This is a genomic window from Streptomyces sp. NPDC033177, from assembly GCF_055577715.1.
In genome coordinates this window covers 241,674-265,184 of sequence record NZ_JBVIPS010000009.1, presented here as the reverse complement: position 1 = coordinate 265,184, position 23,511 = coordinate 241,674, and the positions used below count along the sequence as shown (strand labels likewise).

The following is a 23,511-nucleotide window of genomic DNA, read 5'->3' as shown; positions in this document are numbered from 1 at the left end:
CTCTCCCGCTACGACTGGGCAACGATCGCCGGTCGTCACTGGAGACGTGTGAGGGCGCGGTGTTGGGGTGGGTGCATGGAAGATCGCACCCTCGTCCCCGGCACACGCGCCCTCGTCGCGTTCGCGCTCTGTGCCTCGCTGACCCTTCTCGCGGCGGGGTGCGGCGAGCAGGCATCCGACGGCGGCGGCAAGGGCTCGCGGGGCCCCAAGGAGGGCGGTAACCCCGTGTCGACCCCGACCGCTAGCCGTCCGGTGCCCGCCGACGGCAAGGGCTCCAAGGACCCGGACGACATCAACGGCGACGGGCACCGCGATCTGCTCGTCGCCGTGCCGTCCTGCAACGAGAACAAGGACGGGCGGACCGGGGTCGTCTTCGGCTCCGCGAAAGGGCTCGACCCCTCGACCCACGCCGTGTACGACTACGTCCCGGGCACCGTCACCACCGCTGATCTGGACGGTGACGGCTATCCCGACTTCGTCCACAGCGACTGGATCGAGGAGGAGCGGGAGGTGCTGAACGTGGACTGGGGCAGCCCGGGCGGCCCCAAGGCCGATGAGTCGGCGACGCGCCTCAGGACACCCGGCGGCAATCCGGGCGGCACCCTGACCAAGCCGGTGCGGGGCGATTTCGACGGGGACGGCCGGCACGACATCGCGGCGCTCCGGCAGGACGGGTCCGTGACCCTGCTGTACGGCCCCTTCGCCCGCTCCGGCGCCCCGGCCCGCACCGACACCCGGGCGGGCAGGGGCGGCTGGCTGGCCGCGGACGACATCGTCCCCTCGGGGAAGCCGCGCGCGACCGGCCTCCTCATCCACGTGGGCGACGACGGCGGGCAGACGAGTGGCGTCCTCTACCCGGCGCGCGTCGGGAGCGGCCTCTCCCGCACCGCGGTCGAGCTGCGCGAGGGCAACGCGGTGGCCTTCGGCGACTACGACGGTGACGGCGCCCGGGATCTGGCCATCGGCGACAACGGAAGCCGCAACAACGAGCCGGACACGGGAGAGGCCCCGGAGACGATCGGCTCGCTCGCGGTCTACCCCGGCAAGGGCGGCGCCCCCATCACGCACAAGATCCCGCTGAGCCGCAACTCCTACTACGGTCCCGGCGATTACACGTCCGCGGACCCGGACGGCGACGGCAAGGACGGCATCCTCGTCGCCACGGACAAGGGCGCGCTGCTGCTGGACGGCGAGAAGGGCCGCACCAAGGTGCTCCGGGAGGGCCCGGCCCGCGTCAACGGCAAGAAGACCCCGCCGCAGTGGCGGCACGCCCGCCCGTACGCCGCCGCCGATTACGACGGCGACGGCGACGGCAAGGAGGAACTGATCCTGAACTGGGGCACGGGCACGCTCTTCGGCCTCTACGGCGAACAACCCACGCACTGGTGGCTCACCAACGGCACAACACCCCGCGACAAGACAGCCTTCACCACAACATCCTTCGAGGGCCGCAACTGAGGCACCCCGCCGGGGCCCCTCAGGGGCGCGAGGAACTGCGCGACCAGCCCCCACCAGTCTGCAGACGCATCATCACGCCCCCTGCGGGACCCTCACGAAGTCCCGGATCGCTGTCGCCAGGCCCTCAGGGCGGTCGAGGGGAATCAGGGTGCGGCAGTCGTCCAGCTCCACCAGCCGACTTCTGGGCAGCAGTTCGGCGAACCTGCGGCCGTGTTCCGGGGGCATCATCTTGTCCTGCCTGCCCCAGACGATCAGAGCCGGTCGGTCGTACGAGCGCAGAGCCTCCGCCGCCTCCCGCATCTCCGCCCTGCGCGCCGAGCGCAGGTAGCGGACCAGGATCCGGCGAGCCGCGGGGTCGGTGCGCAGCGGCTTCAGCCAGCGGTCCGTCAGGTCGTGCGGGACGGGGCGGTGCGCCATGACCGCGTACCCCGTGCCGGGCACGCGGCGCAGCGCGCGTACGGACAGCACGCGGATCAGGAGCGCGATGCCGCCGGGAACGCGCGCGGCGGCGTCCATCATCTTGCCGCCGGCACGCGGCGGGTAGTTGTCGAAGGCCTCGCAGCCCGCGATGACCAACCGCCCGACACGCTCGGGCCGTTCGGCCGCCAGCTGCTGGAGCCGCCCCGCGTCGTTCTCGACGAACACGGCGTCGTCGCCGAGTTCCAGCGCGTCGGCGAACTCGCCGATCAGCCGGGCCATGGTCACCGGAGTCAGTTCGGCGCCCGGCTTCAGCGCCAGCCGATGGCTGCCGTACGGGAGCGTCGGCACCAGGCAGCGGAACTCCGCACCCAGCTCGTCGACGACATGGCGCCATACGCTGCCGTCCTGGACGAGGCCGTGCAGGAGCACGATCGGCGTACCGGCCCCGCCCGTGTCCTCGTACTCGACCGGTCCCGCGGTGAGCTCGATTCGTGCCATGGCCGCCCCGTTTCCCTCACGTGATCGTCGGCCCGACGCTATGCGGATCAGTCGACGACCGCCACCCCGTCCAGCTCCACGAGGCACTGCTCGTCCCAGAGCCGGACCGCGCCGATCACCGCCATGGCGGGGTAGTCGCGGCCCGCCAAACGCCGCCAGATACGGCCGAGTTGAGGGGCCTGCTCACGGTAGGCCGCGACGTCCGTGGCGTAGACGGTGACGCGGGCGAGGTCGGCCGGGGTGCCGCCCGCGTGGCGCAGGGCGGTGAGGAGGTTGGTCAGCGCCTGCTCGAACTGCTCGGGCAGGGCCGTGCCGGTGACCTTGCCCTCGGCGTCGAGCGCGGTCTGGCCCGCGAGGAAGACGAGACGGCCACCGGTGGCCGTGACGGCGTGCGAGAAGCCGGTGGGCGGGGAGAGTTCGGCGGGGTTGACGCGTTCGAGGCTCATGCGGTGGGCTCCTCAGGGGTGGCGGGCCGGGCGTCGGGGTGAGCCGCGGACGGCTGAGCGGCGTACAACTCCTTGGCGATGATGGTCCGTTGGACCTCGCTCGCCCCCTCGTAGATGCGCGGCGCTCGCACCTCCCGGTAGAGGTGTTCCAGCAAGTGCCCCCGCTGCAGGGCGCGTGCGCCGTGCAGCTGGACCGCCGCGTCCACGACGTACTGCGCCGTCTCCGTGGCAAGGAGCTTCGCCATCGCGGCGCGTCGGGCGATGTCCGGTTCGCCGCGGTCGTACGCCGCGGCTGCCGCGTGCACCATGAGGCGGGCCGCCTCGGTCCGGGTGGCCATCTCGGCGACCTGATGGGCCACGGCCTGGAGATCCTTCAACTTGCCGCCGAAAGCGTCACGTTCGGCGGTGTGCGCCAGCGTCGCGTCCAGGGCTGCGGCCGCCATGCCGACCGCGAAGGCGCCGACGCTGGGGCGGAAGCGGTTGAGGGTGGTCATGGCGACGCGGAAGCCGCGGTCGGGTTCGCCGAGCACGTCCTCGCCGGTGACGGTCACGCCGTCGAAGGCGAGGGCGCCGATCGGGTGCGGGGAGAGCATGTCCAGGGGCGTGCCGGTGAGGCCCGCGCGATCGGCGGGCACGAGGAAGGCGGTGACGCCACGGGCGCCCGCGCCGGGGGTCGTGCGGGCGAAGACGGTGTAGAAGTCGGCTTCGGGGGCGTTCGAGATCCAGCACTTCTCGCCGGTGAGCCGCCAGGCGGACGAGCCGTCCGGTGCGGCGCTCAGCGCGAGCGCGGCGGCGTCCGAGCCCGCCCCGGGTTCGGAGAGCGCGAAGGCGGCGACGGCACGCCCCGCACGGGCGGGCGCGAGCCACTGTTCGCGCTGCCGAACGGAGCCGAACGCGGCCACGGGATGCGCCCCGAGGCCCTGCAGGGCAAGCGCGGTCTCGGCCTCCGTACAGGCGTAAGCGAGGGACTCGCGCAGGAGGCAGAGGCCCAGGGCGCCCGATGTGGCGTGCGGGGCGCGGGATGCGGGGCCGGCGCCGGCCCCCTCCCCCGCGAACAGCCGCTCAAGGAGCCCCAGTTCCCCCAGCGCCTCCACCAGCGGTCGGTTCACGCGGCCCGGCTCGCCCTTCTCCGCCAGCGGGCGCAACCGCTCGTCCGCGAGGGTGCGCAGCTCCGCACACCAGGCCGTTTGTTCCGGATTGAGCGAGAATGCCGTCATGCCGGGCCCCTCCTCTATCGCGCACCGTTGACTGTCGTCACCAACACGATACGCTCGTTGCGCGAGCTCACCACAAGCCCGAACGGCAAGGGGGCGACCCGCTGTGGACGCCAAGAGTGCACTCCGACTCCACCCATCGGCTCACGTGGACACCTTCGCCCGGGATCATCTCCCGCCGCCGGAGCAGTGGCCCGCGTTCGTCCACGACCGGCCCGAGCTGCACTACCCCGATCGCCTCAACTGCGGCGTCGAGCTCCTGGACCGCACGGTGGAGCGGTTCGGCGGCGACCGGCCCGCGTTCCGCTCGGGCTCCGGCGACGTGTGGACGTACGACGAGCTGCGGCGCCACGTCGACCGGATCGCGCACGTCCTGACCGGCGAGCTCGGCGTCCTGCCCGGCCGGCGCGTCCTGCTGCGCGGCCCGACGACCCCCTGGCTCGCGGCCTGCTGGCTCGCGGTGATGAAGGCGGGCGCGGTCGCGGTCACCGTCCTGGCGCAGCAGCGCCCGCACGAGCTGGCCACGATCTGCGAGATCGCCGAGGTCCGCCACGCCCTGTGCGACGCCCGTGCCGTGGATGACCTGATCAAGGCCGGGATCCCCGGGCTCGACGTCACCACCTTCGGCGGGGACGCGGAGGACGACCTGCTCGCGCGCGCCGCCCGGCAGCCGGAGGTCTACGAACCCGTCGCCACCTCCGCCGACGACGTCGCCCTCATCGCCTTCACGTCCGGCACGACGGGCCGCCCCAAGGGCTGCATGCACTTCCACCGTGACGTGCTCGCCATCGCCGACACCTTCGCGCGCCACGTCCTGAAGCCGGGCCCCGACGACGTGTTCGCGGGCAGCCCGCCGCTGGGTTTCACCTTCGGGCTCGGCGGCCTCGTCATCTTCCCGCTGCGGGCCGGCGCCTCCTCGCTCCTGCTCGAACAGTCGGGGCCCAAGCAGCTGCTGCCCGCGATGGCCGAGCACGGCGTGACGGTGCTCTTCACGGCGCCTACCGCGTACCGCGCGATGCTCGACGAGCTGGGCAAGCCGGACGCCCCGGACGTCTCCACCCTGCGGCGCTGCGTCTCCGCGGGCGAGAACCTGCCCGCCGCCACCTGGCAGGCCTGGCACGAGCGCACCGGACACCGCATCATCAACGGCATCGGTGCCACGGAGCTCCTGCACATCTTCATCTCCGCCGCGGACGAGGCGATCCGCCCCGGGACCACGGGCCGCCCCGTGCCGGGCTGGCACGCGCGCGTGGTCGACGACTCGGGTGCTCCGGTGCCGGACGGCGAGCCCGGTCTGCTCGCCGTGCGCGGTCCTGTCGGCTGCCGGTATCTGGGCGACGAGCGGCAGCTTCAGTACGTGCGCCACGGCTGGAACGTCACCGGGGACACCTACGTCCGCGACACCGACGGCTATTTCACCTACGTGGCCCGCGCGGACGACATGATCATCTCGGCCGGGTACAACATTGCGGGCCCGGAGGTCGAGGAGGCGCTCATGCGCCACCCCGACGTCCTGGAGACCGCCGTCGTGGGGCTCCCCGACGAGCTGCGCGGCCAAAAGGTCGTCGCCTACGTCGTCCCGCGCGCGGGCACCGAACGGGACCCCGACCGGCTGCGCGAGTTCGTGAAGGGCGAGCTCGTGCCGTACAAATGCCCGCGCGAGATCGTCTACCTGGACGCGCTGCCACGCACCGCGACAGGCAAGCTGCAACGGTTCCGGCTGCGGGAGCCCGGGACCGTAGAGTGATCACGTGTCCGAGCAGCACACTCCACGGTCCCTGATCGTCACCTTCTACGGCGCCTACGGGCGAGCGGCCCCCGGCCCGGTGCCCGTCGCCGATCTTGTCAGGCTCCTCGCCCCGGTCGGCGTGGACGCCCCGTCCGTGCGCTCGTCCGTGTCCCGGCTCAAGCGGCGCGGGCTCCTGCTCCCGGCGCGGACGGCGGCGGGCGCGGCGGGGTACGCCCTGTCGCCGGACGCGCGGCAGCTCCTGGAGGACGGCGACCGCCGCATCTACGCCTCTCCCCCGGCCGCGCGGCAGGACGCCGGCTGGGTGCTCGCCGTCTTCTCCGTGCCGGAGTCCGAACGCCAGAAGCGGCACGTGCTGCGCTCGCGCCTCGCCGGACTCGGCTTCGGAACGGCAGCTCCGGGGGTGTGGATCGCCCCTGCGCACCTCTACGAAGAGACCCGGCACACCCTGGAGCGCCTCCAACTCGCCTCGTACGTCGACCTGTTCCGGGGCGAGCACCTGGGCTTCGCGGGGACGGCGGAGGCGGTGGCCCGCTGGTGGGACCTGTCCTCCATCGCCAAGGAGCACGAGGCGTTCCTCGACCGGCACGAGCCCGTACTCAGGGCCTGGCAGGGGCGTGCTGACACCCCGCCGGAGGAGGCGTACCGCGACTATCTCCTCGCCCTGGACTCCTGGCGCAGGCTGCCGTACGCGGATCCGGGGCTGCCCGGGGAACTCCTCCCGGAGGGGTGGCCCGGCGACCGTTCCGCCGAGGTGTTCACGGCGCTCGACGGACGGCTGCGGGACGCGGGGGCCGGGTTCGCGAGGCCGGACAGCTCCTGAGTCGTCAACTCCCCAGCGTGAGGCGGGGTTTGGGCGCGTCCGTACGTCCCGTCTGCGGTCGGCGGCTGCCCGCGCCGTACTGCACGGGCCAGCTGACGCCCGGCCCCGCATACCCCTGCTCGGCCGCCGCGTGCAGGGTCCAGTGCGGGTCGTACAGATGCGGGCGTGCGAGCGCGCACAGGTCCGTACGTCCGGCCAGGATCAGCGAGTTGACGTCGTCCCAGGAGGAGATGGCGCCGACGGTGAGGACGGGGACGCCGGTTTCGTTGCGGATGCGGTCGGCGAACGGGGTCTGGTAGGAGCGGCCGTACGCGGGGCGCTCGTCGGAGACGACCTGCCCGGTGGAGACGTCGATCGCGTCGGCGCCGTGCGCGGCGAAGGCGCGGGCGATCTCGACGGCGTCGTCGGCAGTGGTGCCGCCGTCGGCCCAGTCGGTGGCCGAGATGCGGACCGTCATGGGTTTGCCGTCGGGCCACAACTCCCTGATGGCGTCGAAGACTTCGAGGGGGAAGCGCAGCCGGTTGGCCAGTGGGCCGCCGTACTCGTCCGTCCTGAGGTTGGTCAGGGGCGAGAGGAAGCCGGAGAGCAGGTAGCCGTGTGCGCAGTGCAGTTCGAGGAGGTCGAAGCCGCCGCGCTCGGCCCGTCGGGCCGCGTCGGTGAACTGCTCGCGGATCACGGTGAGCCCGGCCCGGTCCAGCTCGTGCGGGCGTTGGCTGTTCGCCTTGTACGGGAGCGGTGAGGGGGCCACCAGCGGCCAGTTTCCCTCGTCGAGGGGTTCGTCGATGCCCTCCCACATCAGCCTCGTCGAGCCCTTGCGTCCTGAGTGGCCGAGCTGGACGCCGATCGCGGTGCCGGGCGCCTGGGCGTGCGCGAAGTCGGTGATCCGGCGCCAGGCGTCGGCCTGTTGGTCGGTGTAGAGCCCTGCGCAGCCCGGCGTGATGCGGCCACGCTCGCTGACGCACACCATCTCGGTCATGACCAGGCCCGCGCCGCCGAGCGCCCGCGCGCCCAGGTGGACGAGGTGGAAGTCGCCGGGGACGCCGTCCACGGCCGAGTACATGTCCATGGGGGACACGACCACGCGGTTGCGCAGGGTGAGGTCGCGGAGGCGGAAGGGTGTGAACATCGGCGGCGTACCGTCCGGGCAGCCGAACTCGCGCTCGACGGACTCGGTGAAGTGGGCGTCGCGAAGGCGGAGGTTGTCGTGGGTGACGCGGCGGCTGCGGGTGAGCAGGTTGAACGCGAACTGGCGCGGCGGCTGGCCGAGGTGGTCCGGGAGCCGCTCGAACCACTCCAGGCTCGCGCGGGCCGCGCGCTGCGTGGACTCGACGACGGGACGGCGCTCCGTCTCGTACGCGGCGAGGGCCTCGGGGATGCCGGGCTGCTCCTGGAGGCAGGCGGCCAGCGCGAGGGCGTCCTCGACGGCGAGCTTGGTGCCGGAGCCGATGGAGAAGTGGGCGGTGTGGGCGGCGTCGCCGAGGAGCACCGTATTGCCGTGCGACCAGCGCTTGTTGACGACGGTCTTGAAGTTGATCCAGGCGGATTTGTTGCCGCGGAGGGCCCGGCCGTCGAGCGCGTCGGCGAAGATCTTGGCGCAGCGTTCGGTCGACTCGTGCTCGTCGAGCTCCGCGAATCCGGCCGCCTCCCACACCTCTTCGCGCATCTCGACGATGACGGTGGATTCGCCCGTCCCAGCGGTCGAGAACGGGTAGCCGTGCAGCTGCATCACGCCGTGCTCGGTCTCGGCGATCTCGAAGCGGAAGGCCTCGAAGGCGAAGTCGGCGGCGAGCCAGATGTAGCGGCAGCGGTGCGTCTCGATGCTCGGCCCGAAGGCTTCGGTGTGCGCCTCGCGTGTGAGGCTGTGCACGCCGTCCGCCGCGATCACCAGGTCGTACGCGGTGGCCAGCTCGGCGGCGGGCGGCGCCTCGGCACGGAAGCGCAGGTCGACGCCTAGCTCCCGGCACCGCTCGTGCAGGATGCCGAGCAGCCTGCGCCGCCCGAGCGCCGCGAAGCCGTGTCCGCCCGAGGTGTGCCGGCTCCCCCGGTGCACGATGTCGATGTCGTCCCAGCGCACGAACTCGGCCTGGAGCGCGGCGTAGACGACGGGGTCGGCGTGCTCGATGCCGCCGAGCGTCTCATCCGAGAGGACTACCCCGAAGCCGAAGGTGTCGTCCGGGGCGTTGCGCTCCCAGACGGTGATCTCGCGCTCGGGGTCGAGGCGCTTGAGCAGCGCCGCTGCGTAGAGCCCACCGGGACCGCCACCGATGACGGCGATGCGGTGCGCCTCGGGCGGCGTGGTGGACACCCGGACGGCCCCGGCCACCTCGGCGGAGCCGCCCGGCCCGCCGTGCGCGGACCGCGCGCCGGGCGCGGGTGCCTCACCGGGCACGGGCCGCTCCCCGGACGCGGGCCGCCCGTCGGACGGGGGCCGCTCGCCGGGCACGGGCCGCTCCCCGGACGCAGGCCGCCCGTCGGATGCAGGCCGCTCCCCGGACGCGGACCGCCCGTCGCACGCGGACCGCCCGTCGGATGCAGGCCGCCCGTCGGACGCAGGCCGCCCGTCGGACGCAGGCCGCCCGTCGGACGCAGGCCGCCCGTCGGACGCGGGCCGCTCGCCGGGCGGCGGCTCCTCGCTCCGTATGGGCAGCCCGCTCCCTCGCGTCTCGCCCATCGTCAGCGCCCCTGCCACTTGGGCGGGCGCTTCTCTGTGAACGCCGCGTGGAATTCCTTGTAGTCCTCGCCGGTCATCAGGAGGGCCTGGGTCGCCGCGTCCAGCTCCACGGCGGCGGCGAGGGGCATGTCCAGTTCGGAGGTGAGCAGCGCCTTGGTCTGCGCGTAGGCAAGTGCGGGGCCGTCGGCGAGGCGGCGGGCCAGGGCCTGTGCGGCCTCATGAGCCTTGCCCTCGTCCGTCAACTCGCTGATCAGGCCGATCCGTTCGGCCTCGGGGGCGCGCACCGGGTCGCCCAGCATCAGGATGCGGGTGGCGTGGCCGAGTCCGACGACGCGGGGCAGGAGGTACGCAGCCCCCATGTCGCCGCCCGACAGGCCGACCCGCGTGAAGAGGAAGGAGAACCGCGCCGAGGGGTCCGCCACCCGGAAGTCCGAGGCGAGGGCGAGCACGGCGCCCGCGCCCGCGGCCACCCCGTGCACGGCGGTGACCACCGGGAAGGGGCACTCGCGGATGGCGCGGACGACCTGCCCCGTCATGCGGTTGAAGTCGAGCAGCTGCGCGGTGTCCATGCCGAGGGTCGCGCCGATGATCTCGTCGACGTCACCGCCCGAGCAGAAGCCGCGCCCCTCCCCGCCGAGCACCAGGGCGCGTACGGACTTGTCGCGGGACAGCTCGACCAGGAGATCGCGCAGGTCGGCGTAGGCACCGAAGGTGAGCGCGTTCAGCTTGTCGGGGCGGGCGAGGGTGACCGTGGCGACCCCGTCGTCCACCTCGAAGCGCAGGTGCTGCCAGTCGGGGGTGCGGGGGGCGGAGCCGGTGAAGGGACTCATGGCGACGTGCGGCCTCCTCGGTAGGGGCGGCGGCGGTCCAGCTCTGTACGTTCTCGCTGCCTCTCGAAGTTATCACTCATCCGTGACTGTCGTCACGAGCACGCGATAACCGACGCGCGTCACAGACCCCGACGGGAACTTAAGTCTCGATATGCACGTCTTTTCACAGGGAGCCCCCCAAGGCCGGACGTCCCGGAAATGCCCGACCGTCGACCCTGTCGACATAGCGCTTAAGATTCGTACGGTTGAAAGCAGGATCGCCTGCTGCCCTGAACGGACACGCCTTGCCAGAACCCCCCGCTCCCACCTCGTGGCGCATCGCGCTGCCGCATACCGCCGCGGCAGTACCGATCGCTCGTGCGCTGGTGCGTACCGCACTCACGGAGATCGAGTCGGCCGCCGACAGCGACACCGCTGAGCTGCTCACGGCCGAGCTGGTGGCCAACGCGGTGGAGCACACCTCGGGGCACGACCCGATAGAGCTCGTCATCGAGCTCCTGCCGACCGGCTGCCAGGTCGAGGTCCACGACTCGAACCCGCTGCCGCCCGGCGATCTCAGCGATCCCGCGCCGATGAGCGAGCCGGACCCCTGGCAGGAGCACGGGCGCGGCCTGCTCCTGATCCGCACCCTCAGCTCGTCCTGCGGTCACCGCCCGACCGACTCCGGCAAGGCGGTCTGGTTCACACTCCCCGCGGCGTAACCGGCTCGGCCTCGGCGGCCTTGCCCAGGCGGGAGTGACGGCGTCCGTACAGCGCGTACACCACGGAGCCCACGACCAGGAACACGGCGAACTGCACCCACGTCGTCCAGCCCGTGCCCCAGATCAGGTAGAGGCAGAAGCCCACGCCCAGGACCGGGCTCACCGGGTAGAGCGGCACCCGGAAGGTCCGCTTCAGCTCCGGCGCCGAGCGGCGCAGCGCGAGCACCGCGACATTCACCACGACCATGATCGCCAGCGTGCCGATCGTCGTCAGGTTGACCACCACGTCGAGCGACGAGAAGGCGGCCGGTACGGCGAAGACCGCGGCGACGATCCAGGTGTTGGCGACCGGCGTCGACGTCTTCGGCGACACCCGCTCGAACACGCGCGGGATGAGCCCGTCGCGGGACATCGACATCAGGATGCGGGTCTGCCCGTACATCACGGCGAGGACGACGGACGCGATGGCCACGACGGCGCCGAAGGCGATGATCCCGCCGCCGACCGCCGAGTCGGTCACCTGGTTCACGACCAGCGAGAGCGCGGCGGGCTTGTCGGCGACCGCGTCCGCTCCCAGTGCGCCGATGGCCCCGAGGGCGACGGCGACGTACAGCAGCGTGGCGACTCCGATGCAGATCAGGATGGCGATCGGGATGTTCCGGCGGGGGTTCTTGACCTCTTCGCCCGCCGTGGTGATCGCGTCGAAGCCGATGAACGAGAAGAAGGCGAGCGAGGCGCCCGCGGTGATGCCGGAGGCTCCGGCGCCCGCGAACGGGGTGAGATTGCCGGCCTTGAACGCGGTGAACGCGATCGCGAGGAACAGCAGCAGGATCCCGATCTTGAGCATGGCCATGGCGGCCGTCGCCCGCGCGCTCTCGCGGATGCCGCGTACGAGGAGGACCGCGGCAAGGAGGATCACGACCACGGCGGGCAGGTTCACGACGCCGCCCTCGCCCGGACCGGCGGAGAGCGCGTCGGGCAGGTGCCAGCCGGTGAGGCTTTCGAGCAGCTCGTTCAGGTACTGGCTCCAGCCCACCGCCACGGCGGACACGGAGACGCCGTACTCCAGGAGCAGGCACCACCCGACGAGGAACGCGGTGCGCTCGCCGAGCGAGGCGTACGCGAAGGAGTACGAGCTGCCGGAGACCGGGATCGCGCCACCCAGCTCGGCGAACGAGAAGGCGGTGAAGATGCAGGTGACGGCGGCCAGGAAGTACGAGACGGCGACCGCGGGGCCCGCCTCGGCGACGCTGTCGGAGAGGCCGACGAAGATGCCGGTGCCGACGATCGCGCCGACGCCGAAGCACACGAGCTGGAACAGGCCCATCGTGCGCTTGAGGCCGTGGCCTTCCAGGTCGGCGCCCGATTCGGCGACGAGGAGTTCGGGGGACTTGATGCGGAGTCCTGCCGGACCGGTCGAGCGCATGCGGTGGTTCTCATTTCGGTGGTGCTTGGGCGCGGCGGGGGTGGGCCGCAAAGAAGCGGGGCCGGGGGAAGGTGTTCCCCGGCCCCACCAGTGTGAGCTGGTAACGCGTGTGTGGCAGGTCGGACGGCCGTCAGGCGAGCGTGGCGACGAGGACCGCCTTGATCGTGTGCAGGCGGTTCTCGGCCTCGTCGAAGACGACGGAGTGCGCCGACTCGAAGACCTCGTCGGTGACCTCGAGAGAGCTTAGACCGTGCCGGGCGTGGATCTCGCGGCCGACCTGCGTGCCCAGGTCGTGGAAGGCCGGGAGGCAGTGCATGAACTTCACGTCGGCGTTGCCCGTGGCGCGCAGGACGTCCATGGTCACGGCGTACGGCGAGAGCGCCGCTATGCGCTCGTCCCAGACCTCCTTGGGCTCGCCCATGGAGACCCAGACGTCGGTCACGACGAAGTCGGCGCCGGCGACGCCCTCGGTGACGTCCTCGGTGAGCGCGATCCGCGCGCCGCTGCCCTCGGCCAGCTTGCGGGCCTGGGCGACGACATCGGCCGCGGGCCAGTAGGCCTTCGGGGCGACGATGCGTACGTCCATGCCGAGGAGCGCCGCGGTGACCAGGTACGAGTTGCCCATGTTGAGACGGGCGTCGCCGAGGTAGGCGAAGGTGATCTCGGTGAGGGGCTTCGCGCTGTGCTCGGTCATCGTGAGCATGTCGGCGAGCATCTGGGTGGGGTGCCAGTCGTCGGTCAGGCCGTTGTAGACGGGGACGCCCGCGTGGGCGCCGAGCTCCTCGACCGTCGACTGGGCGTCGCCGCGGAACTCGATGGCGTCGAACATCCGGCCGAGCACCCGGGCGGTGTCCTTCACGGACTCCTTGCTGCCGATGTGGGATCCGGCCGGGTCGAGGTACGTCGTCGACGCGCCCTGGTCGGCGGCGGCGACCTCGAAGGAGCAGCGCGTCCGCGTGGAGGACTTCTCGAAGATCAGCGCGATGTTCCTGCCGCGCAGGCTCTGCGTCTCGGTCCCCGCCTTCTTGGCCGCCTTCAGCTCGGCGGCAAGATCGATCAGGCCGCGGAACTCCTCGGCGGTGAAGTCCAGCTCCTTGAGGAAGTGGCGGCCGGTGAGGTCGATGGCCATGATGGCGCTCCAGGGGTACGCGTAAGGGGACATTGGAAGTCTATACGATGCTCCACATTTATATACAGTCCCCATTCTCGCACCGGCTCAGTCGACGGCATCCCGCTGCACCGGACAGCTCATGCACCGCGGACCGCCCCGGCCGCGCCCCAGCTCACTGCCCCGGATCTCGATGACCTCGATGCCCTCCTTGCGCAGATGCGTGTTCGTCGTGGAGTTCCTCTCGTACGCCACGACGACGCCCGGCTCGACCGCCAGTACGTTGCAGCCGTCGTCCCACTGCTCCCGCTCGGCCGCGTGCACGTCCTGCGTGGCGGTGAGGACCCGGATGCCGGGCAGCCCGAGGGCCGCCGCGATCGCCCGGTGCATGTGCTCGGGCGGATGGTCGGTGACCTTCAGCTCCCGCCCGTCGACGCCCGGCTCGATGGTGTACGAACGCAGCATGCCCAGGCCCGCGTACTGCGTGAAGGTGTCGCTGTCGACCATCGTCATCACCGTGTCGAGATGCATGAACGCGCGTCTCTTCGGCATGTCCAGGGCCACGATCGTCTGGGCCGAGCCCGCCGCGAAGAGCTTGTGCGCGAGCATCTCGACGGCCTGCGGCGTGGTGCGTTCGCTCATGCCGATGAGGACCGCGCCCCGGCCGATCACCAGGACGTCGCCGCCCTCGATGGTGGAGGGGTAGTCCGACTGCCCCTGCGACCACATGTGGAATTCCTCGGCCCGGAAGAGCGGGTGGTGCTGGTAGATCGCCTCGAAGTGCACGGTCTCGCGCTGCCGCGCGGGCCAGCGCATCGCGTTGATGGAGACGCCGTCGTATATCCACGCCGAGGTGTCACGCGTGAAGAGGTGGTTGGGCAGCGGGCCGAGCAGAAAGTCGTCCAGGTCCATGCAGTGGAAGCGCACGGAGGTCGGCTCGGGATGGCGCTCGAGGAACTCCCGCTTCGTCATCCCGCCGATCAGCGCTTCGGCGAGCTCGGCCGACGGCAACGTCTCGAACGCGGCCCGCAGATGGTCCGTCGCCAGCGGACCGTACTCCTTCTCGTCGAAGACCCGGTCGAGCACGAGCAGGCGCGCCCCGGGGACGTCCATCGCCTCGGTCAGCAGGTCGCCGAAGAGGTGGACGGCCACCCCGCGGTCGCGCAGCACGTCGGCGAATCCGTCATGTTCCTGGCGGGCCCTGCGGACCCACAGGACGTCGTCGAAGAGCAACGCGTCCTTGTTGGTCGGCGTGAGCCGCTTGAGCTCCAGATCAGGACGGTGCAGGATCACGCGGCGCAGCCGCCCGGCCTCGGAGTCGACATGGAATCCCATGGAGCCCATCTTTCCCCTGCCGGACGGCCGACGCCCGCCGTTGACCAAACCCCGGGTCTGGTCGGCCGGGATCCCGGGTCTGGTCGGCTAAAGCCGCGGGTCCACCGGCTCCGACTCCAGGGCCAGGACCGCGAACACCGCCTCGTGCACGCGCCACAGCGGTTCGCCGGCCGCGAGGCGGTCCAGGGCCTCGAGCCCGAGGGCGTACTCACGGATCGCCAGCGAGCGCTTGTGGCCCAGGAAACGGCCCCGCAGCTTGTCGAGGTGGTCGGGGCGGGTGTACTCCGGGCCGTAGATGATCCGGAGGTACTCGCGTCCGCGGCACTTGATGCCGGGCTGCACGATCCTGCCCTTCGCGTCCCTGACCAGCGCCTCGACCGGCTTGACGACCATGCCCTCGCCGCCGCGGCTGGTCATCTCCAGCCACCAGTCGATGCCTGCCTGGACCGATGCCTCGTCGCCCGTGTCGACATAGAGCCGCCGGGTGGTCTGCAGCAGTCCGGTGCCGTCGTGCTCCACCATGCGGTCGATCAGGCCGAGCTGTTCGTCGTGCGGGAGGGCGGCGAGGCTGCGGCCCTGGACGGCCAGGATCTGGAACGGGGCGAGACGCACGCCCTCCAGGCCCTCGGTCGGCCAGCAGTAGCGGCGGTAGGCATCCGTGAACGCGGCTGCGTCCACGGCTCGTTCCCGCTGCTTGGCCAGGAGATCCCCGGTGTCCACTCCGCGTGCCGCCGCCGCTTCCAGGGCGGCGATCGCGCCGGGGAACACGGCTCCGGACGCGGCGCCCACGGCGGCGTACTGCGTGCGCAGGAGGCCGGAGGCCTTCAGCGACCAGGGCATCAACTCCGCGTCGAGCAGCAGCCAGTCAGTGTCCAGTTCCTGCCACAGACCCGCCTCGGTGACGGCGGTGCGCAGGCGGCCGAGTATCTCCTCGGTGACCTTCGCGTCGTCGAAGAAGGGACGGCCCGTGCGGGTGCAGAGCGAACCCGTCGGCCCGTCCACGCCGAAGCGCTCGCGGGCCACGTCCGCGTCGCGGCAGACCAGGGCCACGGCGCGCGAGCCCATGTGCTTCTCCTCGCACACGACCCGGCCGACCCCGTCACCGGCGTACGACGCGAAGGCCTCGGCCGGGTGTTCCAGGTAGCCCTCGCGCTGCGAGGTCGCGGTGGGCGCCATCGTCGGCGGGAGGTACGGAAGGAGCCGCGGGTCGACGGCGAACCGGCTCATGACCTCCAGGGCCGCCGCCGCGTTCTCCTCGCGCACCGCGACACGTCCCGCGGTTGGGGTCTCCCCTGCTCGAACGGAGTTGAGAGCCAGGGGAAGTGTCTCCACGGCGCGGCGGCCGTGCACGTCGTTCAGGTCGAGCGGCCGCCCGTCGTGACCGCCGGGGGCGTCGGTGCGCAGCGGCCTGGCCGGTTCGTACCAGACGCGCTCCGCCGGTACGTCGACCAGTTCGCGCTCCGGCCAGCGCAGCGCGGTGAGGCTGCCGCCGAAGACGGCGCCGGTGTCCAGGCAGATCGTGTTGTTCAGCCAGGTCGCGGTCGGCACGGGGGTGTGGCCGTAGACCACGGCGCCGCTGCCGCGGTAGTCCTCCGCCCACGGATAGCGCACGGGCAGGCCGAACTCGTCGGTCTCGCCGGTCGTGTCGCCGTACAGCGCGTGCGAGCGCACCCGGCCCGACGTACGCCCGTGGTACTTCTCGGGCAGGCCCGCGTGGCAGACGACGAGCTTGCCCCCGTCCAGGACGTAGTGCGAGACGAGGCCGTCCACGAACTGTCTGACGCTCGCGCGAAACTCCTCGCTCTCGGCCGCCAACTGCTCGACGGTCTCGGCGAGTCCGTGGGTGAGCTGGACCTTGCGGCCCTTGAGATAACGGCTGAGCTTGTTCTCGTGGTTGCCCGGTACGCACAGGGCGGTGCCGTCGCCGACCATCGACATCACGCGGCGCAGCACACCCGGGGAGTCGGGGCCGCGGTCGACGAGGTCGCCGACGAACACGGCCGTACGCCCTTCGGGGTGCGTGCCGTCGACGTAACCGAGCTTGCCGAGCAGTGTCTCCAGCTCGGCGGAGCAGCCGTGGATGTCGCCGATGATGTCGAAGGGGCCGGTGAGGTGCGAGAGGTCGTTGTAGCGCTTCTCGGTGACGATGGTGGCGTGGTCGACCTCCTCCACTCCTCTGAGGACGTGGACCTTCCTGAACCCCTCGCGCTCCAGGTGCTTGAGCGAGCGCCGCAGTTCGCGCTGGTGGCGCTGGATGACGCGGCGGGGCAGTCCGGCCCGGTCGGCGCGCTGTGCGTTGCGCGCGGCGCAGACCTCCTCGGGCACGTCCAGGACGATGGCGATGGGCAGGACGTCGTGCTGCCTTGCGAGCTCGATCAGCTGCTTGCGGCTCTCGCTCTGCACGTTGGTCGCGTCGACGACGGTGCGCCGGCCCGCGGCGAGGCGCTTGCCCGCGATGTAGTGCAGCACGTCGAAAGCGTCGCCGCTCGCGCCCTGGTCGTTCTCGTCGTCGGCGACGAGGCCGCGGCAGAAGTCGCTGGAGAGCACTTCGGTGGGCTTGAAGTGCTTGCGGCCGAAGGTGGACTTGCCGGAGCCGGTGGCACCGACGAGGACGACGAGGGAGAGGTCGGTGACGGGCAGCACGCGTCCCGCGCGAGCGGCATCTGAACTGGTGCTTGCGCTGGTGCTGTCGCTGGTTTCGTTCGTCATGCCGCCCGCACCTCCTTCACGTTCTGGTCGGTCTTGCTGTTCTTGTCGGTCTTGTCGGTCTGCGTGAACACGGCCATCTGGGTCGGTGGGCCCACCTCGGGGTCGTCGTCCCCGACGGGCACGAACTCCACGCCGTACGCGTGCCGTTCGGCGACCTGCCGGGCCCACCCCCGGAACTCCTCGCGCGTCCACTCGAACCGGTGGTCGCCGTGCCGTACGTGCCCGGCGGGGAGCGTCTCCCAGCGGACGTTGTACTCGACGTTCGGCGTCGTCACGAGCACGGTGCGCGGCCGCGCGGAGCCGAACACCGCGTACTCCAGGGCGGGCAGCCGCTCCTCGTCGAGGTGCTCGATGACCTCGCTGAGCACAGCGGCGTCGTACCCCTTGAGCCGCTTGTCGGTGTACGCGAGCGAGCCCTGGAACAGCTTGACGCGCTCGGCCTGCCGCTCGCCCATGCGGTCGAGCTTCAGCCGCCGCGACGCGATGGTCAGTGCGCGCATCGACACATCGACCCCGGCTATCTCGGTGAACCGCGTGTCCTTGAGCAGCGCCTGCACCAACTGCCCCTGCCCGCAGCCGAGATCGAGCACACGCCCGGCACCGGCGTCGGTCAGCGCCGCGAGGATCACCTCCCGCCGCAGCACGGCGAGCGGCACGGGCTTTTCCTCTGTGTCGCTTTCCTCGTCGACCGCGTTGTCCAGGTCGCTGACGTCCGTGTCGTCCGCGTCGGCGAGCCGCACCAGTTCGAGCCGCTGCGTGGCCTCCTGGGTCAGCGACCAGCGCCGCGCCAGATAGCGGCTGGTGATGACCTTCTGCTCGGGGTGGTCCGCGAGCCAACCCTCACCGGCCCGCAGCAGTTTGTCGACCTCGTCCGACGAGACCCAGTAGTGCTTGGCGTCGTCGAGCACCGGGAGAAGGACATAGAGGTGCCGAAGCGCCTCACCGAGGGTCAACTTCCCGTCGGGCACGTCGAGTACGAGGTGGACGTACCGCGAGTCGCCCCACTCGGGGAACTGCTCGTCCAGCGGCACGCGCGTCACCGTGACCGTCCAGCCCAGCGGCTCGAACAGCTTGCGCACCAGGTCCGCGCCGCCACGCGCCGGCAGCGCGGGCACCTCGACGTGCAGCGGCAGCGGCTGCCTCGCCCGCTCGGGCCGCGCGTTGCACACCCCGCGCATGGCGCTGGAGAACACCGCGCTGAGCGCCACGGCGAGCAGCGACGAAGCGGCGTAGGGCCGGTCGTTCACGTACTGCGCGAGCGCCGCGTCGGGTGCCCCGCCCCGCCCCTTCCCCTTGCCCCGCCGCACCAGCGCCACGGGGTCCACCTCGAGCAGCAGCGCGGCGGTGCAACGCTCCACGGAAGCCTCGGGGTACAGGACGTGCGCGGTGCCGTACGACGTGGAGAACCGCTGCGCTTTGTCGGGATGCTTGTGCAGCAGGAATCCGAGGTCGGTCGCGGGGCTCTCAGGGGTACCGGAGGTACTGATCGTCAGGAACACGGGTATGCCTCGAAACGCAATCTGAACTGCGGAAACTTACGGGTTGCGGCTCCAGCGCGCCTCTAGACCGTACAGCGAACATCACTGACTCACTCAGGGGTTTTTGACCCCCTCGTGACCCGTCAGCCCTCCGCCCAGCCGTGGCTCCTGCCGTGCTGCACCAGTTGCTCGCGGAGCTGCTTGATCTGCTCCCCGGTCATCCACGGAGCGGCCTCCAGGAGCAGCTCGGTCATCTCGAACGAGTACTCCGCGACGCTGAGCACGTCGCAGGTCGGCTCCTCGCCGTCGTCGAACCCGGCGGCCGACGCCTGGACGGACGGCGGCACCTGGGCCCTGCCGCCCGCGAACGTCGCTGCCGTCTGCACCTGCGCCCCCGCGGGGAGCCGGACGGACGACGCCTTGGGCCCGCGCTCCCCCTCCTCGATCTCGAACTCGACCCGCGCCCCCGTGTGCACCAAGGGCTCCGGGATCAGCAGGTCGTTGGCGTGCAGGAACACGTCTTCCCCACCGTGCTCCGGGGCGATGAACCCATACCCCCGCGCGCCGTCGAACCGGACAACTCTGCCAGCAACCATCTCGACCCCAACCGCGACACCGTCTCCGGGCCCCTCGCCCGGACAACCAGTGCCAAAGCGTAGCCTCCGGGCCCCTGCGCCACACGGCCGCGCGGCCCCTCGGGCTCCTGGGGCGACCAGGCGCAACACGGCCTGCGGGCGACTGAAACTGACTCGGGCGTCCGGGCAAGATAGCTGCATGGACCTTCGAATCTTCACCGAACCGCAGCAGGGTGCGACCTACGAGACGCTCCTCCGCGTCGCCAAAGCCACCGAGGACCTCGGCTACAGCGCCTTCTTCCGCTCCGACCACTACCTCGTGATGGGCTCCTCCGACGGTCTTCCCGGCCCCACGGACGCCTGGATCACCCTCGCCGGTCTGGCCCGCGAGACCCGGCGCATCCGGCTGGGCACACTGATGACCGCGGGCACCTTCCGGCTGCCCGGCGTCCTCGCGATCCAGGTCGCGCAGGTCGACCAGATGTCGGGCGGCCGCATCGAGCTCGGCCTCGGCTCGGGGTGGTACGAGGCAGAGCACTCCGCGTACGGAATTCCCTTCCCGAAGGAGAAGTTCGGGCGCCTGGAGGAACAACTCGCCATTGTCACCGGCCTGTGGGAGACGCCGGTCGGCGAGCGCTTCACCTTTGACGGCACCTACTACCAACTCTCCGATTCTCCCGCCCTTCCCAAGCCCGCGCAGCCCAAGGTGCCCGTCCTCATCGGCGGCCACGGCGCCAAGCGGACGCCCGCCCTCGCGGCCCGCTACGCAAGCGAGTTCAACATTCCCTTTGCCTCTCTCACCGATACCGAGCAGCAGTTCAAGCGCGTGCGCGCCGCCGCGGAGGACATCGGCCGCTCGGCCGACGACCTCACCTACTCCAACGCCCTGGTGGCCTGCGTCGGCAAGACGGACGCGGAGGTGAAGCGCCGGGCCGACGCGATCGGACGCGAGGTGGAGGACCTGAGGGCGAACGGGCTCGCGGGCTCCCCGGATGAGGTCGTGGAGAGGATCGCCGCTTACCAGGCCGCCGGCTCGCAGCGCATGTACCTCCAGATCCTCGACCTGGACGACCTCGACCACCTGGAGCTGATCTCCTCGCAGGTCATGTCGCAGCTGACCTGACCGCGCCACGGCCGCCCCGCGGCCGTGCCGTGCCGGTGGAGTCGGCCCCTGCCGCGCTCCCGTCAACTCCACCGGCCCCCGCCGTAGCGCGCCGCCCCGGCCGGGTGAAATTCCGTCAACCCCGCATCCGGTGCGGCCCCGCCCCAGTGACCCGCCGCAGCAGATGATCGTTGGCTCGGGCGGAGCCGGACCGCCCGGCGCCCGTGCCGGCAGCAGCTGCTGGTGCGTCGCTTGCACCAGCAGCCCTCCGCCACCTGGAGGGCGAGGGCCGAGGAGGCCGCCATGTCGCAGGAAGCCGTACCCGAGCAGGAGGCCGCGCGCGAACCGTCCGTGCCCGAGCAGCATGGCCCACCCAAGGGCCTGCTCCAGCAGATGGAGGAGCTGATGGCCGCGCTCAACGCGGACCTGACCCAGCTCGACGCGGATCTGCAGCAGTCCACGACGGCCGACGGCACCACGCCCCCCGCCTCTCGCCCCTCCGCGGGCGGCGAGCCCAACCGCTTCTGACGGCACCGGCACTCCCCCGGCGCCCGTGCCGGCCGGCCGCACCCGGCCCCCGGCACGACCCCGGATCATGGCGACCCCGCCGCCGAGTCGGTCTCGGGCAGGCTCTGTTCGCGCACCGCGAGCCTGCGCAGCATCTCGAGCACCCGGTCCCTCGACTCGTCGGCGGCGTCGATCGCTTCCATGCACTGCCAATACACCCCCTCGTCGTCCGCGCCCATGGCCACGCCGACCAGCGCGATCCCTACATCGCCGAGCAGTTCGTCCAGCCCCCGCAGCACCTCGTGCGCCCGGCCGATGCCCGTGAGCCGCGCCGCCCGGATCTCCTCCGTCCCGAGGCCCGGGGCGACGAGGGCCCCGCAGCCTCTGCCGCCGACCTCGCTCAGGCCGAGCGCCTCCCCCCGTAACTCCGGAGGCCCTGCGATCGCGAGCCGGCTGCCGATCGCCTGCGCGAGGGCCTGGGACTGCCACACCTCGGCAACGATGTCCGCGGGGTCCTGGCTCCGCGCCAGTGCGTGTCTGCTCGCCTCGATGAGCCGCATCGCCTCCATGCGCACCCCCACCCATCCCGCGCGCACACCCACCGCACGTTCGCCCGAACTCCCTTGCCCACTACCCAGAGTGAGTGCCAACGGGACGAAAAGCCAGAGCAACCAGGAAATCTGTGGACAAGTTATCGACTGTGGACAACGCGTCCACTCCAGAGAGTGACAAATCTACGCACCATAGATCTGCGTTGCGAGCACGTAGGACCCACAGACGCCCGGGGGCCGGACCAGACCAGACCGCCCGCCCGGGGGCCGGACCAGACCGGACCGCGCACTCACCTCACCCCGCGGGAAAACGCCGCTCGTTCCGGTCGATCTTCGCGTCGAGCGCCGCCAGCGCGTCGACGCCGAGCACCTCGCAGAACTGCAGCAGGTAGGCCAGCACGTCGGCGACCTCGTCCGTCACCCGGTGCGCCGATTCCGGGTCCTCCATCACCCGTGCCGACTCTTCCGGGGTCAACCACTGGAAGATCTCGACCAGTTCGGACGCCTCCACGCTGAGCGCGGCGGCCAGGTTCTTCGGCGTGTGGTACTGCTCCCAGTCCCGCTTCGCCGCGAAGTCGGCCAGCCTGCGCTGCAGTCCCGCTACATCAAGTTCCGTCACGCCCCAGGTCTACCATCGCGGCCCCGCCCGCCAGCGCGCCCCATGACGCGTCGCTCACCGTCCCGACGAGCCGGATGTGGCCGCGCTCGCAGGTGTCCGCCGCCAGTTCGGCGAGTGCGCGCTTCTGCCGCTGGTCGAGGAAGTGGTCGAGTCCGTCGGCGAGCACGGTGAGGCTCTGATAGGCCGACGGCACCTCGGCCACCGGGTCCACCTCAAGCACCCCGGGCCCGGTGAGCAGCACCAGGGCCAGCGCCAGATACCGCAACTCGCCGTCCCCGAGCCGCCCGACGGGCGACCTGATGCCGCCACCCCGGTCGACGAGCGCATGGACCGACCCGTCATCGGCCACCTCCGCGAGCACGTCCACGACCGGCCCCGCACACCCCGCCCGCACCGCGCTCACCAGCCGCGCGTGACGGTGGCCGCACTCCTGGCGCGTACGGAGAAGAACCTCGGCGATGTTGTCGCAGCCGCTCAACAGGCGCCCCGCGCCGATCAGTCCGGGAGGCACCGGCAGCCGCATGAGACCGGGCCGAGGCGTGCACGGGAACACCGAGCGCAGCGCGACCACCACCTGCTCGGCCGCGGCGAGCACCAGGCGCTGCCCCTCGGTCTTGCCCGCGACCCGCAGCGGGAGCAGCGCCGTGCCGAGCCGGTCGTCCGGCAGCGGACCGCGCGTCACCGGTGTCATGCCCGCCGTGTGCCAGGCGGCCTGCACCGCCCGCCGCCCCGGATCACGCAGCGCCGTCTCCAGGAGGGTGAGGCCACCCCGGGTCAGCCGCTCGCCCACGACGCGCAGTTCGGGCTCGGCCTGTACGGCGACGTCGAGCCGCACCGCCCCGACGGGACCGTCGACCGTGCAGCCGATGCGGAACCCGCGCCGGTGCTGTCCGTCACCCCGTGCGCGGTCGGGCACGCAGGCCACGGGATCGGCGAAGACGTCGACGAGTTCCTCGCCCGCGCCGAGCCTCGCGAGTGCCTCGTACGCGGCGAGTGCGGTGGTCTTGCCGCTCCCGCTCGGCCCTGCGACGAGGGTCAGCGGTCCGAGCGGGAACACGGCGCTCCGGTGCGAGGCGAAAGCCGAGAGACGCAGTTCGGTGACGCGGCTCCGGTCCGGACCCGTCGGTGGTTCGGCGCCCGCCTCCGGAAGGTGCACAGTCATGTCCGGACGGTAGGCGGACACGGCTCTGGTGAACCGTTCCGCCCAAGTGACCTTCCTACGAATGAGGGATTCCGCAGGATTACCGAACTCCTGTGTCCTCCGTGGAAGGCCCCCGCAACGGCGGCGTCCGC

General features: G+C 71.6%; 20 protein-coding genes. 6 read left to right on the top strand and 14 right to left on the bottom strand.

Features of this window, described 5'->3' with window-relative positions:
- Positions 1-75: 75 nt before the first annotated feature.
- On the top strand, positions 76-1,458 hold the full coding sequence (locus ACZ5U5_RS29735) for an FG-GAP repeat domain-containing protein (RefSeq protein WP_469027593.1): 1,383 nt from the start codon (positions 76-78) through the stop codon (positions 1,456-1,458).
- Between the two features lie 72 nt (positions 1,459-1,530).
- Here ACZ5U5_RS29735 and ACZ5U5_RS29730 read toward each other — a convergent pair whose 3' ends face one another.
- Genes ACZ5U5_RS29730 through ACZ5U5_RS29720 form a run of 3 tightly spaced genes read right to left on the bottom strand, consistent with a single transcriptional unit; the run spans position 1,531 to position 4,039 of the window.
- The gene (locus ACZ5U5_RS29730; RefSeq protein ID WP_469027590.1) at positions 1,531-2,376 is read right to left on the bottom strand and encodes an alpha/beta fold hydrolase; all 846 of its coding nucleotides are present in this window, start codon (positions 2,374-2,376) and stop codon (positions 1,531-1,533) included.
- Positions 2,377-2,423: 47 nt separating this feature from the next.
- Positions 2,424-2,822 (bottom strand): RidA family protein, encoded by a 399-nt coding sequence (locus tag ACZ5U5_RS29725; protein ID WP_469027588.1) that lies wholly within the window; start codon positions 2,820-2,822, stop codon positions 2,424-2,426.
- On the bottom strand, positions 2,819-4,039 hold the full coding sequence (locus tag ACZ5U5_RS29720; RefSeq protein WP_469027585.1) for an acyl-CoA dehydrogenase family protein: 1,221 nt from the start codon (positions 4,037-4,039) through the stop codon (positions 2,819-2,821). Before ACZ5U5_RS29720 ends, ACZ5U5_RS29725 begins: the two co-directional genes overlap by 4 nt.
- A gap of 103 nt (positions 4,040-4,142) precedes the next feature.
- Between ACZ5U5_RS29720 and ACZ5U5_RS29715 the strand changes: the two genes are divergently transcribed.
- Entirely contained in the window at positions 4,143-5,783 is a 1,641-nt protein-coding gene (locus ACZ5U5_RS29715; protein ID WP_469027583.1) for an AMP-binding protein, read from the top strand.
- A 4-nt stretch (positions 5,784-5,787) separates the two neighbouring features.
- Positions 5,788-6,606 carry a PaaX family transcriptional regulator gene (locus ACZ5U5_RS29710; protein ID WP_469027580.1) on the top strand — a complete coding sequence of 273 codons (819 nt, stop codon included), beginning with the start codon at positions 5,788-5,790 and terminating at the stop codon, positions 6,604-6,606.
- A 4-nt stretch (positions 6,607-6,610) separates the two neighbouring features.
- On the opposite strand, the gene ACZ5U5_RS29705 is transcribed toward ACZ5U5_RS29710, so the two are convergent.
- Both ACZ5U5_RS29705 and ACZ5U5_RS29700 read right to left on the bottom strand, forming a co-directional pair.
- On the bottom strand, positions 6,611-8,929 hold the full coding sequence (locus ACZ5U5_RS29705; protein WP_469028044.1) for a bifunctional salicylyl-CoA 5-hydroxylase/oxidoreductase: 2,319 nt from the start codon (positions 8,927-8,929) through the stop codon (positions 6,611-6,613).
- 350 nt (positions 8,930-9,279) lie between these two features.
- Entirely contained in the window at positions 9,280-10,107 is an 828-nt protein-coding gene (locus ACZ5U5_RS29700; RefSeq protein WP_469027578.1) for an enoyl-CoA hydratase family protein, read from the bottom strand.
- A gap of 269 nt (positions 10,108-10,376) precedes the next feature.
- Here ACZ5U5_RS29700 and ACZ5U5_RS29695 point away from each other — a divergent pair, with 269 nt between their 5' ends.
- Positions 10,377-10,808: an ATP-binding protein gene (locus tag ACZ5U5_RS29695; RefSeq protein ID WP_469028042.1), complete on the top strand. Its 432-nt coding sequence runs from the start codon at positions 10,377-10,379 to the stop codon at positions 10,806-10,808.
- Here the strand turns inward: ACZ5U5_RS29695 and ACZ5U5_RS29690 are convergent.
- The 6 genes from ACZ5U5_RS29690 to ACZ5U5_RS29665 form a co-directional block, all read right to left on the bottom strand.
- Positions 10,789-12,234 carry an amino acid permease gene (locus ACZ5U5_RS29690; RefSeq protein WP_469027575.1) on the bottom strand — a complete coding sequence of 482 codons (1,446 nt, stop codon included), beginning with the start codon at positions 12,232-12,234 and terminating at the stop codon, positions 10,789-10,791. The two genes, ACZ5U5_RS29695 and ACZ5U5_RS29690, sit on opposite strands and share 20 nt — an antisense overlap.
- A 130-nt stretch (positions 12,235-12,364) precedes the next feature.
- A complete protein-coding gene (argF, locus tag ACZ5U5_RS29685) occupies positions 12,365-13,363 on the bottom strand; it encodes an ornithine carbamoyltransferase (RefSeq protein WP_469028039.1) in 999 nt (332 codons plus the stop codon).
- An 87-nt stretch (positions 13,364-13,450) separates the two neighbouring features.
- Positions 13,451-14,677 (bottom strand): arginine deiminase, encoded by a 1,227-nt coding sequence (locus ACZ5U5_RS29680; protein WP_453685424.1) that lies wholly within the window; start codon positions 14,675-14,677, stop codon positions 13,451-13,453.
- Positions 14,678-14,764: 87 nt separating this feature from the next.
- Complete coding sequence (locus ACZ5U5_RS29675; RefSeq protein WP_469027572.1) at positions 14,765-17,386, bottom strand: polynucleotide kinase-phosphatase; 2,622 nt, start codon at positions 17,384-17,386, stop codon at positions 14,765-14,767.
- Positions 17,383-18,885 (bottom strand): 3' terminal RNA ribose 2'-O-methyltransferase Hen1, encoded by a 1,503-nt coding sequence (locus ACZ5U5_RS29670; protein ID WP_469027569.1) that lies wholly within the window; start codon positions 18,883-18,885, stop codon positions 17,383-17,385. The genes ACZ5U5_RS29675 and ACZ5U5_RS29670 overlap by 4 nt, the downstream gene beginning before the upstream one ends.
- Positions 18,886-19,007: 122 nt before the next feature.
- Positions 19,008-19,460, bottom strand: a complete 453-nt coding sequence (locus ACZ5U5_RS29665) for a cold-shock protein (protein ID WP_469027566.1) — start codon at positions 19,458-19,460, stop codon at positions 19,008-19,010.
- A gap of 178 nt (positions 19,461-19,638) precedes the next feature.
- Here ACZ5U5_RS29665 and ACZ5U5_RS29660 point away from each other — a divergent pair, with 178 nt between their 5' ends.
- Positions 19,639-20,562 carry an LLM class F420-dependent oxidoreductase gene (locus ACZ5U5_RS29660; protein WP_469027564.1) on the top strand — a complete coding sequence of 308 codons (924 nt, stop codon included), beginning with the start codon at positions 19,639-19,641 and terminating at the stop codon, positions 20,560-20,562.
- Positions 20,563-20,844: 282 nt separating this feature from the next.
- Positions 20,845-21,069: a hypothetical protein gene (locus tag ACZ5U5_RS29655; protein WP_469027561.1), complete on the top strand. Its 225-nt coding sequence runs from the start codon at positions 20,845-20,847 to the stop codon at positions 21,067-21,069.
- 65 nt (positions 21,070-21,134) lie between these two features.
- Here the strand turns inward: ACZ5U5_RS29655 and ACZ5U5_RS29650 are convergent, their stop codons facing one another.
- The 3 genes from ACZ5U5_RS29650 to ACZ5U5_RS29640 all read right to left on the bottom strand — a co-directional run bounded on the left by ACZ5U5_RS29650 (position 21,135) and on the right by ACZ5U5_RS29640 (position 23,380).
- Positions 21,135-21,617, bottom strand: coding sequence for a DUF6099 family protein (locus ACZ5U5_RS29650; RefSeq protein ID WP_469027559.1), 483 nt, complete (start codon positions 21,615-21,617; stop codon positions 21,135-21,137).
- A 277-nt stretch (positions 21,618-21,894) separates the two neighbouring features.
- Positions 21,895-22,218, bottom strand: a complete 324-nt coding sequence (locus tag ACZ5U5_RS29645) for a nucleotide pyrophosphohydrolase (RefSeq protein WP_469027556.1) — start codon at positions 22,216-22,218, stop codon at positions 21,895-21,897.
- Entirely contained in the window at positions 22,205-23,380 is a 1,176-nt protein-coding gene (locus ACZ5U5_RS29640) for an AAA family ATPase (RefSeq protein WP_469027554.1), read from the bottom strand. The genes ACZ5U5_RS29645 and ACZ5U5_RS29640 overlap by 14 nt, the downstream gene beginning before the upstream one ends.
- Between the last annotated feature and the right edge of the window lie 131 nt (positions 23,381-23,511).